19 protein-coding genes are annotated in these 16,000 nt (G+C 31.3%); 18 read left to right on the forward strand and 1 reads right to left on the reverse strand.

Annotated features, from left to right (window positions below):
* The first annotated feature begins 130 nt into the window (after nucleotides 1-130).
* The 8 genes from HZR23_RS10345 to HZR23_RS10380 all read left to right on the forward strand — a co-directional run bounded on the left by HZR23_RS10345 (nucleotide 131) and on the right by HZR23_RS10380 (nucleotide 6,650).
* On the forward strand, nucleotides 131-1,252 hold the full coding sequence (locus tag HZR23_RS10345; RefSeq protein ID WP_132849239.1) for a CapA family protein: 1,122 nt from the start codon (nucleotides 131-133) through the stop codon (nucleotides 1,250-1,252).
* Nucleotides 1,253-1,393: 141 nt separating this feature from the next.
* Nucleotides 1,394-1,759, forward strand: a complete 366-nt coding sequence (locus HZR23_RS10350; RefSeq protein ID WP_213050217.1) for a hypothetical protein — start codon at nucleotides 1,394-1,396, stop codon at nucleotides 1,757-1,759.
* A gap of 148 nt (nucleotides 1,760-1,907) precedes the next feature.
* Nucleotides 1,908-2,267, forward strand: a complete 360-nt coding sequence (locus tag HZR23_RS10355; RefSeq protein ID WP_213050218.1) for a hypothetical protein — start codon at nucleotides 1,908-1,910, stop codon at nucleotides 2,265-2,267.
* Nucleotides 2,268-2,511: 244 nt separating this feature from the next.
* Nucleotides 2,512-3,762 carry an L-lactate MFS transporter gene (locus HZR23_RS10360; RefSeq protein ID WP_132849242.1) on the forward strand — a complete coding sequence of 417 codons (1,251 nt, stop codon included), beginning with the start codon at nucleotides 2,512-2,514 and terminating at the stop codon, nucleotides 3,760-3,762.
* A gap of 331 nt (nucleotides 3,763-4,093) precedes the next feature.
* Nucleotides 4,094-4,603 carry a hypothetical protein gene (locus HZR23_RS10365; RefSeq protein WP_213050219.1) on the forward strand — a complete coding sequence of 170 codons (510 nt, stop codon included), beginning with the start codon at nucleotides 4,094-4,096 and terminating at the stop codon, nucleotides 4,601-4,603.
* Entirely contained in the window at nucleotides 4,537-5,625 is a 1,089-nt protein-coding gene (locus HZR23_RS10370; RefSeq protein WP_249536668.1) for a transposase, read from the forward strand. Before HZR23_RS10365 ends, HZR23_RS10370 begins: the two co-directional genes overlap by 67 nt.
* A 34-nt stretch (nucleotides 5,626-5,659) precedes the next feature.
* Nucleotides 5,660-6,115: a hypothetical protein gene (locus HZR23_RS10375; RefSeq protein WP_132849363.1), complete on the forward strand. Its 456-nt coding sequence runs from the start codon at nucleotides 5,660-5,662 to the stop codon at nucleotides 6,113-6,115.
* A 40-nt stretch (nucleotides 6,116-6,155) separates the two neighbouring features.
* Nucleotides 6,156-6,650: a GNAT family N-acetyltransferase gene (locus HZR23_RS10380; RefSeq protein WP_132849362.1), complete on the forward strand. Its 495-nt coding sequence runs from the start codon at nucleotides 6,156-6,158 to the stop codon at nucleotides 6,648-6,650.
* Nucleotides 6,651-6,917: 267 nt separating this feature from the next.
* Here HZR23_RS10380 and HZR23_RS10385 read toward each other — a convergent pair whose 3' ends face one another.
* Entirely contained in the window at nucleotides 6,918-7,097 is a 180-nt protein-coding gene (locus HZR23_RS10385; protein WP_132849361.1) for a hypothetical protein, read from the reverse strand.
* 198 nt (nucleotides 7,098-7,295) lie between these two features.
* On the opposite strand from HZR23_RS10385, the gene HZR23_RS10390 reads away from it, so the two are divergent.
* The 10 genes from HZR23_RS10390 to HZR23_RS10435 all read left to right on the forward strand — a co-directional run bounded on the left by HZR23_RS10390 (nucleotide 7,296) and on the right by HZR23_RS10435 (nucleotide 15,991).
* Nucleotides 7,296-7,808, forward strand: a complete 513-nt coding sequence (locus tag HZR23_RS10390; RefSeq protein ID WP_132849360.1) for an alpha/beta hydrolase — start codon at nucleotides 7,296-7,298, stop codon at nucleotides 7,806-7,808.
* Entirely contained in the window at nucleotides 7,789-8,064 is a 276-nt protein-coding gene (locus HZR23_RS10395; protein ID WP_132849359.1) for an alpha/beta hydrolase family protein, read from the forward strand. Before HZR23_RS10390 ends, HZR23_RS10395 begins: the two co-directional genes overlap by 20 nt.
* Before the next feature lie 72 nt (nucleotides 8,065-8,136).
* Nucleotides 8,137-8,766, forward strand: coding sequence for a hypothetical protein (locus HZR23_RS10400; RefSeq protein WP_132849358.1), 630 nt, complete (start codon nucleotides 8,137-8,139; stop codon nucleotides 8,764-8,766).
* Between the two features lie 102 nt (nucleotides 8,767-8,868).
* Nucleotides 8,869-9,912, forward strand: coding sequence for a linear amide C-N hydrolase (locus HZR23_RS10405; RefSeq protein WP_213050220.1), 1,044 nt, complete (start codon nucleotides 8,869-8,871; stop codon nucleotides 9,910-9,912).
* An 86-nt stretch (nucleotides 9,913-9,998) separates the two neighbouring features.
* Entirely contained in the window at nucleotides 9,999-10,379 is a 381-nt protein-coding gene (locus tag HZR23_RS10410; protein WP_132849356.1) for a hypothetical protein, read from the forward strand.
* Nucleotides 10,380-10,413: 34 nt separating this feature from the next.
* Nucleotides 10,414-11,307 carry an alpha/beta hydrolase gene (locus HZR23_RS10415; RefSeq protein ID WP_132849355.1) on the forward strand — a complete coding sequence of 298 codons (894 nt, stop codon included), beginning with the start codon at nucleotides 10,414-10,416 and terminating at the stop codon, nucleotides 11,305-11,307.
* A 37-nt stretch (nucleotides 11,308-11,344) separates the two neighbouring features.
* On the forward strand, nucleotides 11,345-12,919 hold the full coding sequence (locus HZR23_RS10420; RefSeq protein WP_243098265.1) for a PstS family phosphate ABC transporter substrate-binding protein: 1,575 nt from the start codon (nucleotides 11,345-11,347) through the stop codon (nucleotides 12,917-12,919).
* A 10-nt stretch (nucleotides 12,920-12,929) separates the two neighbouring features.
* Nucleotides 12,930-13,976 (forward strand): threonine aldolase family protein, encoded by a 1,047-nt coding sequence (locus HZR23_RS10425; RefSeq protein ID WP_132849354.1) that lies wholly within the window; start codon nucleotides 12,930-12,932, stop codon nucleotides 13,974-13,976.
* Nucleotides 13,960-14,499, forward strand: a complete 540-nt coding sequence (locus HZR23_RS10430; RefSeq protein ID WP_132849353.1) for a GNAT family N-acetyltransferase — start codon at nucleotides 13,960-13,962, stop codon at nucleotides 14,497-14,499. The genes HZR23_RS10425 and HZR23_RS10430 overlap by 17 nt, the downstream gene beginning before the upstream one ends.
* 112 nt (nucleotides 14,500-14,611) lie before the next feature.
* Nucleotides 14,612-15,991 (forward strand): MATE family efflux transporter, encoded by a 1,380-nt coding sequence (locus HZR23_RS10435; RefSeq protein WP_132849352.1) that lies wholly within the window; start codon nucleotides 14,612-14,614, stop codon nucleotides 15,989-15,991.
* Nucleotides 15,992-16,000: the final 9 nt, after the last annotated feature.

The raw sequence follows: 16,000 nt of genomic DNA on the forward strand, positions 1-16,000 counted from the left end.
TAAATAGAATAGTTTTTTTTGCTTCATAAATTTGAAATGTACTGAATAAGTATATAAAAAATATATGAGGTGATTCTATGGCATGGCGGTGGAAATTGACTAAACAGGTAAATAGAAGAGGTATGCATGAATGAAGAACTTAAAGATTCTTATACCCATACTATGCATGCTAATGATAAGCTCGTTTATAATTATAGGTGAGGGGAAAAGGAGTTTAGAAAGTTATACCAATGTACTAAAAAAAATAGAAGGAACTGAAATAGGAAAAATTGAAAAGCTAGAAATAGATGAGGTATTAATGGATAACCAAAACGAAGTAGAACTTAGTGTTATGTTGTTAGGTGATGTTTGTCTGGCAACAAATTTTGGTAATAGAAACAGATTTCATGAAGTTTATGATAATAAGGGTCCAGAATATTTCTTTCAGTATATGCAAGAATACTTTAATAGAGTAGATTATGTAATAGCAAATATAGAAAATGTATTTACCGACAGGAAAGAGTATCAAAAGGGAAAAATATATACATATAAAGCAACTACACAGTACTTAGAGGTAATAGAAAAAAGTGGAATAACTCATTTAGCAGTTGTAAATAACCATATGCAAGACTATTTACAAGCAGGCTTTGAAGACAGCATAGCATTGCTTGATAAGAAAGGTATAGCGTGGTTTGGTACAAATGAGTTCACGACTTCTAATATAGAGCTAGGAAATATAAAAGTTGATAAGAAAGAAATAATAGATAAAGAAGGAATTAGAGTAGGATTACTATCTTATTATGGGTTTAACACCTCCTATGCTACGGATGAAACAATAAACAGAGATGTAACCTATTTAAAAGAAATAGAGGATGTCGATTATATTATTTGCTATGTACATTGGGGAGGTCAAGGAGAATATACAGTAACACAAAGACAAAAGGATTATGGTAGAAAATTAATAGATTTTGGTGTTGACTTAGTAGTAGGGGGTCATCCCCATGTAGTACAAAAAAATGAAGTTTACAAGGGTAAAACGATTTTTTATAGTCTAGGTGATTTTATGTTTGTAGCTAAAAATCCACAAAAAGATCCTCATGGTTTAATGGTTGAATTAAAATTAGTAAAAGATATAGATGGTAATATAAAAGAGAAATTTGAGTATTATCCAGTATTATGGGGTGGTTCAGAAAAAACAAATCATTATACCCCGAAAGTTGGTTCGCAAAAAGATTTAAATAGTATAATAGATAAGGCTGGATTGAAGAAGTAGCACTGGACTACTTCTTTTTTAATTTGAGATAGAATTTATGTATTAATATATAGGTGGAGTTTGAAGATTGGTATTACAATAAAATAGTTATTTATATAGACAAGAGTTCATATAATTAGTATAAATTTGTATGGAGGAGATATGTCTATGTCTTTATTAACAACTCAATATATATCTATAATTTGGAGCTCAATACCACTACTTTTGATTACTGTATATTTAGCAAAAGTGCTGATCTTTAGAAAAATGAAAGATGTAATAGTCACTGTAATATCCTTAGCATCTTATCTCACATTCCATTTGATATTTTATTTAATTACAACCAATGGTGGAGATTATAATTTTTTAACTGTTAAAATACTAAAAACAATTATGCCTATTATTATTTTAATTCCAGTTATAGATTACGAAGATAAAAGGTATTTTGCCTTTATCAAATGGTTTGCCATGAATAGTTTTTTATACTGCATGTGGATAATTGAAAAAATTTTGATAGGGATAGAGTAATACTTTAGGTACTAAATAATTCAGATCTTCAATTAAGCCTATATTTAGTCGAATATAGGTTTTCATTTTTTTCATACATATTTTCAAGAGTTGAGAAATATCGAATAATTTATACCACATATGAAATAATTAAAAAAGATGATGAAGCATGAAAGGAGATTTAGTAATGGATGTTGTAAAGCTGCCATATAAAACTATTATATATATTCCGCTAAAGGACGGTCATAATAAGGCGTTGTCTCAAATTGCAATAGATATATTATTAGAGGAGTGCTTGAAGCAACTGATTTCATTGGGCCATGGGGCAACTGTTATAGATGGAATGGGATATTGGGAGGAACAATTATCAGGTGCTATTACTAGTTCTAAAACAAAACTAATTATTTGTTATGTAGCAGATATTAAAAAGGCAGAGGTGTTAATTCTTAAACTTGCTTTATGGGTTAAAGAAACAACTGATTCGGAGGCAATTTGCTTTGAAATAAATAACTGTTTGTACATCGTATAGCTAACTACCAATAGTATTCTTGGATGGAGAGAGATATATTTATATATAAGTAAATATTGATGTTGGTACAAACTGGAATATATTGTATAATTAAAGTGTATGAAAATACTTTAACCAAAAATGATTTAAGAAAAATAGAAAAATATTGCATTAATACAGTGAATATATAATAATACTGACCATTTTATACTATAACTTTTTAAATAAAAGCAAGTTAATAATTATAAATCAAGGAGGAATTATTATGGAAACGAAAGAGGTAAACATCAATAGGTGGTCAGTTGTTTTAGGTGGCGTTATTGTGCAGTTTTGTTTAGGGGCTCTCTATACTTGGAGTGTTTTTCAAAAACCAATACAACAAATGTTCGGCTGGTCATCATCTGAGGTTTCCCTGGCGTTTTCAATTAATCTAGCTATAATTCCTATACTGATGATTGTTGCAGGACGACTCCTTCCGAAATATGGGCCAACGAGAATGGTACTATTAGGAGCAGGAGTATTGTCCTTAGGTTTAGTAGTTTCATCCAGAACAACCTCTTTAGGGATGTTATATTTAGGATATGGGGTATTAGGTGGAGCAGGAATAGGTATTGCATATGGAATTCCTATAGCTACATGTGTTAAATGGTTCCCAGATAAACGGGGTATGATTTCGGGGCTAGCAGTTGCGGGATTTGGACTGGGTTCTGTTTTCTATGCACCCGTTGCGACTAAGTTAGTTGAAAGCTATGGTCCACTAAATACTTTTTTTATGCAAGCAATATATACCATAATTGGAGTTATAATTGGGGGAAGACTATTAAAGGCTGCTCCAGATGGATATGTTCCTGATGGATGGGTTCCTCCGGTTCAAAAGGCAGGAGTATCAAATAAAACTGAATATAATTTTACTCCAAAGGAAATGTTGAAAACTAAAGAATATTACTTCCTATTGATTATTTATACTTTTGCAAATATAGCGGGTTTAATGATTATTGGCCATGCGTCTCCTATTGGACAGCAGGTAGCTAAGTTAACACCGATTGAAGCAGGTTCAATTGTAAGTATACTAGCCATGGTAAATACAGCAGGAAGAATGTTCTGGGGAACTCTTTCTGATAAAATAGGCAGAGTTAAAGTTGTATTCATTATGTATTTAATAAGTGCAGCAACAATGTTTAGCATGAATTCCTTAGGTAGTTACTGGTTATATGCTTTAGGGGTAGCCCTTGTTGCATTTTGTTTTGGTGGTGCTATGGGTACATTTCCTTCGGTTGCAGCAGACTTTTATGGTGCTAAATATGTTGGTATGAATTATGGTTTTATATTTTTAGCTTATAGCTTAGGAGCTATTATAGGGCCAAGATTAGCTTCAGTTGTTGTTGAGAGCTCAGGTGGTAGCTATGAAATGGCATTTTTGATAACCGGTGGATTATGTACAATAGGGGCTGTTATGAGCCTATTTGCTAAGCCTCCTAAGGCACCTAATTTTATTGAGGAGAAAGTCCCTAGTTAATTATTGTGCTAACTACTAGTTGAGAAATTTATTTATATAAGTACTAATAACAATATGAAAAGCCCTTACATGATACTTAGTAAGGGCTTATATCTTAGTAGAAGATTAAGCAATAGAATTATTTGTATAAGGGATATAATTATATTAATGTATAGTTAGTTAAATATTACCATAAAACTTTAAATACATGAGTTATGCAGTTCGTGTAAATAAATGTAAATAAGACTGATGTATCGTATATTATAATATACTAAAAAATATTTTTGTTTTATATGTCTTGAAATAGCAAAAAAGACTTGACTTTTTAAACCCGCCCCAATAATCAAAGTGAATGGTATTAATAGCCATTACTCTTGATGAATGGGTGATAAATATGACTCTTGGGAAACCGAAATATAGAAATTTACAACAAGGAAATGGGGGCGGAACGCCAGTTTTAAAAGCAATTTGGGATAAATTTGATTTTTCACTTCTGCTTACGCAATCGGGTATTGTAAAACGTAATGGTGTACCCACTTGGCTTATTGCTTTTGCTTATGTGGTAGGACTTATTGCTAATAAAAATTCTGTCTCACGTATTTCTGATTATGCTACTAAGGATAGCTTATTACAACCGATGTTTCGGAATCTTAAAATGGCTCATATACCTTTAGCCGCTTTTTTACAACTGATTATAATTGGGGTTTATTTAGTTTTAAAAGAGTACAAAGACTACAACAAGAAGAAGAAACTGCATTTACTGAAGGAGATGTTATTGTACTTGATGATACAAAGGTGGCTCATGCCCATGGAAAGAAAATCCCTTTCCTTTGTTGGTTATATGATAGCTCCATTAAAATAAATATCTGGTGTATGAATATAGTTGCTACAACTGTTGTATTAAAGAACGGACTTAAATATCCATTGTTTTGGCGTATTTGGCGTAAGGTAGAAAATAGCGATGAAAAACAGACAAAAATAGATCTTTCAAAAGAAATGCTAATGGATATTCGCCGGATTTACACAGGGGTACTATGGGTTGCCATGGACCGTCGGTTTTTATGCAAAGACTTTTTTAATTGGCTCACAGATCATCAATATGATTGGGTTACTAAGGCAAAACGTAATACAGCACTTTATCGAAAAGAAATTGAGAATATTACAGGCCGAGAACGCTTTATCCCTGTAAAGCCTTCAATGCTTATTAAAGAAGTTTTTTTCAAACTTCTTATTAGTGGTGCCAAAGATAAAGTAAGTGCTATATCCATACCTAATATTTATATCAAGTTACCCTACCGTTTAGTTGGAAAGCAGGGTAAAGTAGTAACTAAGTATCGTTATACGCCTATTGCAGCAGTTGTAGCTACAAGACTCAAAGAAGATACTGAAATGATGAAGGATGAATTTGAGAAAAACAAAGAGGTTGCAGCTACATATCGTGGGGCTTACCTTTTGATTAGTAATAGGGTCGATAATCCTGAAGAAGCTTTAGATGCATATATTAAGCGTTGGAGCATTGAGGTTTTTTTTAGAACTGCAAAACAAGAACTGGGGTTGAATTCTTGCCACTCAACGTCGGAAAGTCATCATTACGCCCATATTGAGCTCATTTTTACAGCAGAAACTTTACTTGTCTATGCAAGATGGGAACTCAATAATAAAGGCGCTGAAGAAGGCTTCACCCACGGCGAAATGGTCCGAAACTTTTTCAACGCCACATACCGTATCGTTATAAAAGCACAGCAATGCTTTCAAACTATACAAGTACATTTTGACACAGAAGTTAGGCAATTTGCAAGACTTATTGATAAATTTTGGCCGAAGAATTTATTGTTAGGTTGGTTTACTGTGCAAAATTCCCAGTATATGGAGTCAACTGCATAACTCATGTAAATAATAAACTAAAGGAGAATGTTATATGGTACACTTAGTATATTGTGATAATAAAGAGAAGGTTTTAGATAAAATTATAAGAGGCACTAAAACTATGATTATTAGAGGTGCAGCTGGAAGGAAAATCCCACATAGCAGAGTTTTTGAAGGTGAAACCTTGTACTTTATTACTAGAGGAACAGGCAAAATTACTGCTACAGCCAATGTGAATAATGTTCAGAATTATGTTAAATTATCAGACAACGAGATAATAACTATTTTAGAAGATAATCAAAGAAAGCTTAATTTAAGTGAAAAGGAAAAACAAAGATGGCATAAGAAGTGTCTATGCCTAGTGGAAATAAGTGATATAAAAGAAATTTCTCCTTTAGAATTCGACCATCAAAGCAATATGGATGATTGGCTAATTGTAGATAAAATTGAAGATGTTGTTGTAGGTACGAGTATTCCATATAATTATGATAATTCCAAGTTTAAATAAAACAAGTTACTAGATTGTGAATGTGGAGGATATTTTATTAATGAATATTAGAGAAATAACAGAAACTGATGCAGAGAAGTATTTAAAAATGTTAATAAGCTTAGATAATGAAACGGAAAATATGATGTTTGAACCAGGAGAACGTAAAGTAACAATAAATGATATGAAAAATAGAATAATAGATAGTTTGAGTAGAGGATCATTAATTTTAGTAGCTGAACAGGACTATGAGATAGTAGGATTTTTATCTGCTGAAAGGGGATTTGCAAATAGAATAAAGCATAGCGCATATATAGTCACTGGCATATTAGAAAATTATAGGGGGATGGGGATTGGAAAGCAGTTATTTCTAAAATTAGATGAATGGGCTATGAAAAACGGCATTACAAGATTAGAACTAACCGTGATGAAGCATAATGAAAGTGCAATGAAATTATATGAAAATAAAGGGTTTAAGATAGAGGGAATAAAAGAAAGGTCTTTAGTTATTAATGGTAAATATATAGATGAATTTTATATGGCGAAGTTATTCTAGTATTTTTGTATTGCTAACTAGGACTGTTTTGTTTTAAGTATTCTATGTCTTTAGTAAAAGCTATTCCAGTAAAAAGTTCCTTAAGAATAAGCTTAATAATCCATAGGAAAGAAATAGAGAAAATTATTATAATTATTATATTTAAATAATTCGGTAGCATAAAAGGCCTTTCAATAAAGGTAGTAGTTTAATAATATTCTATCCATAAATATTTAGATTAGCAAAAAACAAAACCTCAATAATATGAGGTGTTGAAAGTAGTAATCTTTATTTTATATTATAGGTCAGGTAATTAATCAATTCATGTAATGTAATATATGAATTAGTTTTTCTATCGGTAATTCCAATCTCCTTTGTTTCCTTTGAAATATTTACTTCAATATAAGGCTTTGAAATTATCGTACTGACTATCTGAGAAATAAGCTGGTACTTAGGGCTATCGTTCATAAATTTAGCCTCCTATAATTTAAATTTCAAAATATATATATGCGGACAAGCAAAGAGATAGAACTGTAAAGTAATATATTAAGCTTAATGTAATGGTGAAGAATAAATGATTATTTTAGATAGGAGGGCTATAAGATTAATAATATAGGTAAAGAAATCTACGTGAAAGCTGATAAAAGGAATATTGTAGTCAGACGGTTGAAAGTATTAATTTTGGTAATTTGTACTCTTTTATTTACTATTCTTCTCCTTACACCTTCAATTATTATGAAGGATATGATAAATGGACATGTGACTTTTAACAAAATATATGTAGCAGAAGATTTTAATCTAACTTCTGATAAACTTGATTTATCAACAACGGATGGATTAAATATAAGGGCTTATGAAATATACGAACATAATCCTCGGGCTGTTGTAATATTTTTATCCGGAATACATAATCCATCAGTAACCGCTTTTTACGGTCATGCAAGACTTCTTAAGGATTATAATTTTGCATCTATTTTGCTAGAGATGAGAGCACATGGTGAAAGTGACGGAGATATTATTTCTCTTGGATATAAAGAATATATGGATGTTGAGGCTGTGGTAAATTATATTATTGCAGAAGAAAAACACAAGGATGTACCTATAGTTGTCTATGGTCTATCTATGGGTGGAGCTACTGCTATAAATGTCATAGGTAAAATTGATAAAATTAGTGGCTAATAAGCTTATCTGCATATTCATCTATCAAATAAAGCATTTAGGCCAAAGGCCAGCACTCATTATACACTCAAGTGAAGATTCTCAAATTCCAAAAGAAAATTTTAGACGAATTATAGAAATTGCACCGGACCATGTTGAAACTTGGATTAGGGATGGTGGCTTACTTATAATACTAAATGGTGATAATTTTATTAGTCCTCAAGCTGATAAAGAATACGTAGATAGAATAATAGGATTTTTAACAAGACATTTCTAAAAATAAATAATTTTAAATATTAAAGTGAGTATGTACTAAGTGAATATATTTAGTGAATAAGGTAATATAGACATGCATAGACTTAATAAAACTATTAGGTGGGAGGTAATTGAGATTAAAAAAATAGTAATTGTTTTAGCACTGCTACTATTCCTATCTACAGTAAGGGTATTTGCTGGAGACATTCCGGAATCAATAATGATGGGTGAGCAACAGGCTTTATTTATTGGTGAAATAGTTGATGATAGTGATGAGACATATAATATAGAGATTATAGATTTGTTAATGGGGCATGTTTCTGAGAATCAAATATCCGTTAAAAAATTCAGTTATTATGGAAATACACTAGAGCCAAAGATTGGTGATTATGTTGTTGCAGTATTAATTGAAGACAATACAATTCATAATTCTTGGATATTTAAATGCACTTCAACGGATTACCGGACCTTAAAGTTAGTAAGCCGAAACTATAATATGGTAAAAAGATATGAACAATATATAAATCAGGGTAAATATCAAGAAGCACAAAGAAACTTAGAAAAGAATGAAACAACAACTAGTATAACTAATATTCAACAGGAAGTTGTAGAGGATATTAACAATAGTCTAAGCACTAGAAGAAATATTGCAATTTTAGGATTTTCAGTACTTCTGTTAGCTGTATTAACATATATGTTTATACTTAGAAAAACTAAGAAATAAAGAATTAATTAAAAGCGGCTATAAGTTTTTCAGGCCGCTTATATATTATATAAATTTCAACCTTTAACAAAAAGGGGAGTAATAAAAATGTACTTAAAATCCTTGGAATTAATAAAGAGAATTTTTATTACTATAATAGGTGTTATTCTTTTGACTGTAATATTTTTATTAGTTTTCTTTAGAAATGAATTATACACTTTGAAATCCTTAGAGATTATTAACGGTCATCCACTTTATGGTATGACCTATAGGGGCGATTATCATTTTAATGAGTTTCTAGAAGTCGGAGCTAAAAATGATATGGAATTAGAGAAATTCCTTAGGAATAGATTAGTCAGGGGGAGAAAGTTAAATCTAAATATTCCTTCTGTCAGTTGTACTGCGTTTACTGCTATTAATGAATATGGTGAGCAGATTTACGGAAGGAATTTTGATTATAGATATGCTCCAACTCTACTTCTTAAAACCAATCCTTCTAATGGCTATGCATCTATATCTATGGTGAACTTAGCTTTTGCAGGGTATACAAAAGATAATCTCCCGAAAAGATATAGTCTAGGCACTATTCCGGTTCTATCGGCGCCATATTTGCCTTTTGACGGTATGAATGAGTGTGGGGTAGCTATTTCTGTGTTAGCGGTACCAGATGCACAGCCCCCTAAAGATACTGATAAAATCTATTTAAATACAACAACTGCTATAAGATTAGTTTTGGATAAGGCTTCAAATGTTAATGAGGCAATGGGGCTACTAGAGAAGTACAACTATTATTTTACAAGTGATATAGATGTACATTATCTACTTTCGGATGCAAGTGGAAAAACAGTAATAGCTTCTTTTGAAGACAATAAGGTAAAATTCTACGAAACTTATTCTAATTATCAAATTGCATCTAATTTTTCATTTAGAGATTTAAATATACACGATTACAATAATGATTGTAATAGATATTCTACTGCATTTAATAAACTATCTAAAAATAACGGAGTTTTAACAGAATATGAGGCAATAAAATTACTTGAGGATATTATAATAGATGGAAAAACACAATGGTCCGTATTGTATAATCAAATTACTGGTAAAGTTATAGTCTATATGAATATGAACTTTGATAATCCATATATTTTTAGTTTAGATATGCTTTAGCGGAACAAAATTGAGAAAAAGCGAGTCAAATGTATACGGAGTGTTTTATCAAAAACCACTCTAATAAAACTTAGGGGGAAAAGACATTGATAAATAGTAAAAGGAAACATTTATTACTAGGTTTTGCATGTGCTTTAGTATCATTTATGTTATTATTTATAGGGATAAAGTATGCAGCAAAGAATCAAATTAATTCAAGTAATATATTAGCCTATGCTATATTTTCTGTAATGGTAGGATCTGCTGCTGGATTGTTTAGCTTTTTTAAGTTAAAAATTTCCTTATATACTTTCTTAGCATGTATGTTTATTGGTTTTTTTGAGATGATTAGGGCCTTCGTGTCAGGAATGACTGGTTGGGGAGATTTGATTGGAGTTATGTCTCTAATTATGTGGTCAATAATAGGTATAGTAGCTGGTATATTTTTTGAGCTTTCATTTCATCTGTATAAAAAATATAAAAAATAGTTGTACTTAACTGGGGTAAGGGAGAGATAAACAAATGAAGATAATCGAAAGAAGAATTGAACTTAAGAATCTTATGAATATAAATGTTAGGTATACAGAAACTGATAAACCTACAATTCTGTTTATTCATTTTAGTGAAGGCACAAATGAAATCTTCAATGGAATTATTAAAAGATTTTTTAATAGCTTTAGAATAATTGCACCGGATTTACGAGGTCATGGAAAATCCGATAAACCTAGAAATGGATATCATATAGATAATATGGCAAAAGACATATATTATCTTTTAGAAGAACTTCAAATTGATAAATGCCATATCGTAGGGAGCTCTCTAGGGGCTGAGGTTGCGGTCAATTTTGCAAGTTCTTATCCAGAAAAAGTGATTTCACTTATTTGTGAAGGTGCTATGTATAACGAGTTTGGTGAATTTGGCTTATTCAAAGGCAGTGAAGAGGAGATAAGAGAAGAAAAGGAAAAAAGAAATGCAAAATTTGCTAAAAAGACACAATTAATTTTTAATAGTAGAGCTGAGGTAATTGATAGGCAAATAAATAAATTTAAAGAAGATGGCATTTGGAATGAACACTTTCAAGGCTTTGTAGATAGTAATGTTTCTATAAATGATGAAGGTAAATATATATATGCAACACCTTTATATGTATCTGTAGATTATAATTCTCATTACTGGAATTTTGAATTTGAGCAATATTATAAAAAGATTAATTGTCCAATTCTTTTTATACTAAGTGAAGATGAATGGAATAATGAAAGAATAAAAGAATGTTTAGAAGGACTTTGTTCATTCATTAAAGATTTTGATATAGTTTATATTCAAGGTTCAAAGCATGCCTTTTTATGGATGCAGTATGCAGAGATACTAGGTCAGGTAGTTGAAAAGTTTATATTAAAAAATCAAAATAGATTATAAAAAGATTTATAGATGAAAGAGATATGGGGGAATTTTCTTGAAATCTAATAAAAGTACAGCCATAACTATATTGTTATATCAAATGATTCTTATTCCTGTTATTTTAACAATAGGATTATTCTTACTAATGCCACTATATAACTCAATATTCTCTTTACAGCTTGGAAGGTATAGTGTTAACTTTATAGTTTTAATTATAGGTATTTTTGGCTCTTTAATTGTTGGTTCAGCTGTAGGGCTAATGTTTTCGAAGCTAAATACTCGAAACAATAATAATTCCAAACATATTTACTGTATTATACCAATTGTTTACACACTAATCTTTTTATTTTTAGCATTAGCTCTATCTAATGGAAATTATAATTCTAAGTGGTGGGGCATATTTGTAATTAAAAATCCTGTATTTCTAATATTTCACATTGTTTTAGCATTCTCTGGATTCCATTTTTTATTACCCGTAACAGAGATAGTTGCCTATTCTGGATTTGTAGTTGGAATTATTTTATATGATTTACTTTTCAGTAAGAGTATTTTACAAAGGGTAACTAAGAGAACTTTTGTATTTGCTATAGCTGTGGTAATTATGTTTACCAGCATAATATCCTATGAGGTAATTAATAGTGGTATAATCGAGCTAGTACATGGCAAGTCAACTGTAGGAAATGACTTGACAGAATATGATTTAATGCGTATAGCCCCATTTAAAGATGAAAATACTTTAGCGAAATTAGATAAACCGGCGTCCTTACAATTTAGAGACTTTGATGCTATGCCAAGGTTAGACGGAGCTACGGCAGCCTATCCCGTGTATGCGTCTTTCGTAGAGTCGGTTTACATAGGTTTAGGCGAATACTTTGAAGCAAATAAGAATGATTTTGAAAAGGATGTCTATGCGGCTTTTGTATCAAGTGAACATTATCCTTTTAGTATTATAAGGTGCAGTAAAACTGGAACTGCATATGAACGATTAATTAAGGGTGAAGCTGATATAATATTTGTAGCGGAACCTTCTAAAGCTCATTTAGAAGAAGTTAAAAAAATGGGAGATGAATTTGTTCTAACCAAAATAGGAAGTGAAGCTTTTGTTTTTTTTACTAATTCAAAGAATCCTGTACAGGATTTGTCTTTAGAAGAAATACAGGCTATATACTCTGGAAACATAAGAAATTGGAGGGAAGTTGGGGGTAGGAAAGGTAGAATTATTCCATATCAGCGTCCTGAAAATTCAGGAAGTCAGACTGTTATGCAAAATAGAGTAATGAGCGGTATTGAAATGTTAGCTCCTACTAAGGAAACCTATGCAGGGGGTATGGGAGATATTATTAATAGGGTTGCAGGTTATAAAAACTCTAAAAATGCAATTGGGTATTCTTTTATGTATTACTCCTCAGAGATGATACAAAATGATCAAATCAAATATTTATCAATTAATGGAGTAAAACCTACAAAGGAAACTATAATTAATAATACATATCCATTTACTGTATCCGTTTATGCTGTGTCATTAAAATCAAATAGGGATGAAAACCTATTGAAGTTTATAGATTGGATATTATCAGAAGAAGGTCAAAGTTTAGTTAGCAAAACTGGTTATATAAGTAATATAAACTAAGGAGGACAACATGATTAAATATAGTTTTAAAAACGATTATAGTGAGGGTGCACACCCAAATATTCTTCATGCTTTAATATCCACAAATTTAGAACAGCAGGATGGCTATGGTGGTGATGTATATTGTCACAAAGCAAGCTCAATTATTAAGGAAAGATTGAATAGTCCTAATTCAGATATTCATTTTGTTTCAGGTGGGACTCAAGCTAATTTAATTGTTATTTCGTCAATTCTTAGGCCATATGAATCTGTAATAGCCGCAAGTACTGGACATATAAATACTCACGAAACAGGGGCTATCGAGGCTACTGGTCATAAAATAAATACTGTTGAAAAGGAAGATGGAAAGCTTACAGCTAAGGACATAGAGCAGATTTTAATTGGACATACGGATGAACATATGGTAAAACCAAGAATGGTATACATATCTAATTCTACAGAAATCGGCACAGTTTATACGAAGAATGAATTAGAGGAGATATATAACTATTGTAGACAAAATGATTTATATTTGTTTTTAGACGGGGCTAGATTAGGCTCTGCTATATGCGCTAGGGATAATGATATGACCATTGAAGGACTATGTAAGTTAGTAGATGTATTTTACATAGGTGGAACAAAAAATGGTGCTTTGATTGGAGAAGCAATTGTAATAAATAATGATAGAATTAAGGAAAATTTTAGATTTAATATGAAGCAAAAAGGGGCACTTTTGGCTAAGGGTAGATTATTAGGATTACAGTTTTATGAGCTATTTAAAGACGGCTTATATTTTGAATTAGCAAAGCATGCAAATTCAATGGCAGCTATGCTAAGTAGTGAATTTGAAAGGCTAGGATATACATTTTTAACAGAGTCTACTTCAAATCAAATCTTTCCGATATTACCAAATAACATAATTGACAAACTCAACGAAATGTATGCCTTCTATACGTGGAGCAGTATTGATGATAAGAACTCTTCAATTCGACTTGTAACCTCCTGGGCAACTAAAGAGGAGTCAGTAAGTAGCTTTATAGAAGATTTAAGGAGACTAACAAATGAGTTTTCCAAGTAGTGAGTTTTATATTAATCGAAATACCTATTTAATTCGAGAACTTAGTATATATGATGAACAAAAAATTCAAAATTTGTGTGAGAGATGTCTAGATTATTTTGAGTTGGTTGAAGGCACTCATCCAGAAGAGTGCGAAGGAAGAAATATTTTATATGATTTGCCTCCAAATAAAAGTTTGGAGGATAAATTTGTTTTTGGAGTCTTTGATAATATGGATAGGTTAGTTGCTGTAGCCGATATAATTAAAGACTATAAGGCTATAAGTGAATGGATTATTGGTCTTATGCTCATAGATCCTAGGGAAAGAGGTTTAGGTCTAGGAAGGAAAGTTTATGATATGATTAAAGAATGGATTAGTAGAAGTGGTGGAAAAGCTATTCGTATTGGGGTAGTTGAAAATAATATAAACGGATACAACTTTTGGTTTAGTCTAGGCTTAAGAGAGATCCAGAGAGTAGAAATGAAATTTAAGCTTAAGGAGCACATAGTTATAATAATGAATACAAACTTGGAAAAGTGCTAAAAATAGTTTACTCTTAGCGGTAATAAATCTATAATGATATATGTCGTAAGATGAAAAGATTTGTTACTTTGTGTTTTCAACTATTATCATTAGGTCAGAAAGAAGGATACGTATGGAGAATAAAAATTTAATAGAGGGTAGTATTTTGAAGTCTCTGCTTCTACTAGCTCTCCCAATAATGGGTACTGCTTTCGTTCAAATGGCATACAATTTAACTGATATTATGTGGGTTGGAAGATTAGGTAGTAGGGCAGTTGCTTCAGTAGGAACAGCTGGATTTTTCACTTGGTTTGCCATGGCACCTATATTTATATCTAAGATCGGGGCGGAAGTTGGTATAGCACAATCAGTCGGAAGAGAAGATTTTGATGGTGCAAAGAAATATATAAGACATTCTTTGCAGACTACTATTGGCTTGTCTGTTATATATGCTTTGATTTTAATTATCTTTAGAAAACCACTAATAGGTTTTTTTAATCTAAAAGAAATCGATGTTGTAAATAATGCTCAGCTTTATCTATGGATAATAGGTACAGGAATGACTTTCTTTTTTTTAAATCCAATTTTCACAGCAATACTAAATGGATATGGTAAGAGTAAACAACCTTTCTTAATTAATACGGTAGGTTTAATTGTTAATATTATATTAGATCCTATATTAATTTTAGGATTTGGACGTTTTTCAGGATATGGGGTTAAAGGTGCTGCTATAGCTACGGTTTTATCTCAAATTATAGTAACCTTATTATTCATTAGCTATCTTAGAAAATATACAACTGTGTTCCATAACATTCAGCTTATACGATCAATAGAGCTAAGAAAGCTTCGATCTTTTATGAAATTAGGTATACCAGTTGCGGTACAAAGTGGATTATTTACAATAATTGCTATGGTAATAGCAAGATACATTGCTAATTGGGGTCCAGTGCCTGTAGCAGTACAGAAAATTGGTTCTCAAATTGAGGCTATATCCTGGGCGACAGCCACAGGATTTTCAACTGCTGTCAGTACTTTTGTTGGTCAAAACTATGGAGCTAATAAATGGGAGCGTATCAATAAAGGCTACTCCAGTGCATTTAAGTTTATCGGAACTATAGGTGTTATTACTTCTCTGTTACTAATTTTTGCAGGAGAACAAATCTTTACATTATTTATTAAAGAGCCGGAAGCTATCGAAGCTGGTATTATATATTTAAGAATTCTAGGCTATTCACAATTTTTCATGTGTGTTGAAATAACTACTGCAGGTGCGTTTAACGGGTTAGGTAAAACTATTCCACCTTCAATAGTAGGAATTACATCTAATGCCCTTAGAATACCATCCTGTATAATATTATCAAGTATAATTGGTTTAAATGGTATTTGGTGGAGTATAAGTATGAGTAGTGTCCTTAAGGGAATTATCATTACTGCATGGTTTGTTCTGACTATACGAAGAGAGTTACCAGTTAACAATGAAATAATTGAAATACCAAGGGCAGCAGAAATATAAAAATAAGAA

The organism is Serpentinicella alkaliphila, from assembly GCF_018141405.1.
GTDB classification, from domain to species: Bacteria; Bacillota; Clostridia; order Peptostreptococcales; family Natronincolaceae; genus Serpentinicella; species Serpentinicella alkaliphila.

Excerpts from the sequence above, each read along its gene's own strand:
- HZR23_RS10435 (WP_132849352.1), top strand. The coding sequence starts at position 14,612 with ATGGAGAATAAAAATTTAATAGAGGGTAGTATTTTGAAGTCTCTGCTT.
- HZR23_RS10350 (WP_213050217.1), top strand. The coding sequence starts at position 1,394 with ATGTCTATGTCTTTATTAACAACTCAATATATATCTATAATTTGGAGC.
- HZR23_RS10400 (WP_132849358.1), top strand. The coding sequence starts at position 8,137 with ATGCATAGACTTAATAAAACTATTAGGTGGGAGGTAATTGAGATTAAA.
- HZR23_RS10365 (WP_213050219.1), top strand. The coding sequence starts at position 4,094 with ATGGTATTAATAGCCATTACTCTTGATGAATGGGTGATAAATATGACT.
- HZR23_RS10355 (WP_213050218.1), top strand. The coding sequence starts at position 1,908 with ATGAAAGGAGATTTAGTAATGGATGTTGTAAAGCTGCCATATAAAACT.
- HZR23_RS10385 (WP_132849361.1), bottom strand. The coding sequence starts at position 7,097 with ATGAACGATAGCCCTAAGTACCAGCTTATTTCTCAGATAGTCAGTACG.
- HZR23_RS10430 (WP_132849353.1), top strand. The coding sequence starts at position 13,960 with ATGAGTTTTCCAAGTAGTGAGTTTTATATTAATCGAAATACCTATTTA.
- HZR23_RS10345 (WP_132849239.1), top strand. The coding sequence starts at position 131 with ATGAAGAACTTAAAGATTCTTATACCCATACTATGCATGCTAATGATA.
- HZR23_RS10380 (WP_132849362.1), top strand. The coding sequence starts at position 6,156 with ATGAATATTAGAGAAATAACAGAAACTGATGCAGAGAAGTATTTAAAA.
- HZR23_RS10415 (WP_132849355.1), top strand. The coding sequence starts at position 10,414 with ATGAAGATAATCGAAAGAAGAATTGAACTTAAGAATCTTATGAATATA.
- HZR23_RS10375 (WP_132849363.1), top strand. The coding sequence starts at position 5,660 with ATGGTACACTTAGTATATTGTGATAATAAAGAGAAGGTTTTAGATAAA.
- HZR23_RS10425 (WP_132849354.1), top strand. The coding sequence starts at position 12,930 with ATGATTAAATATAGTTTTAAAAACGATTATAGTGAGGGTGCACACCCA.
- HZR23_RS10360 (WP_132849242.1), top strand. The coding sequence starts at position 2,512 with ATGGAAACGAAAGAGGTAAACATCAATAGGTGGTCAGTTGTTTTAGGT.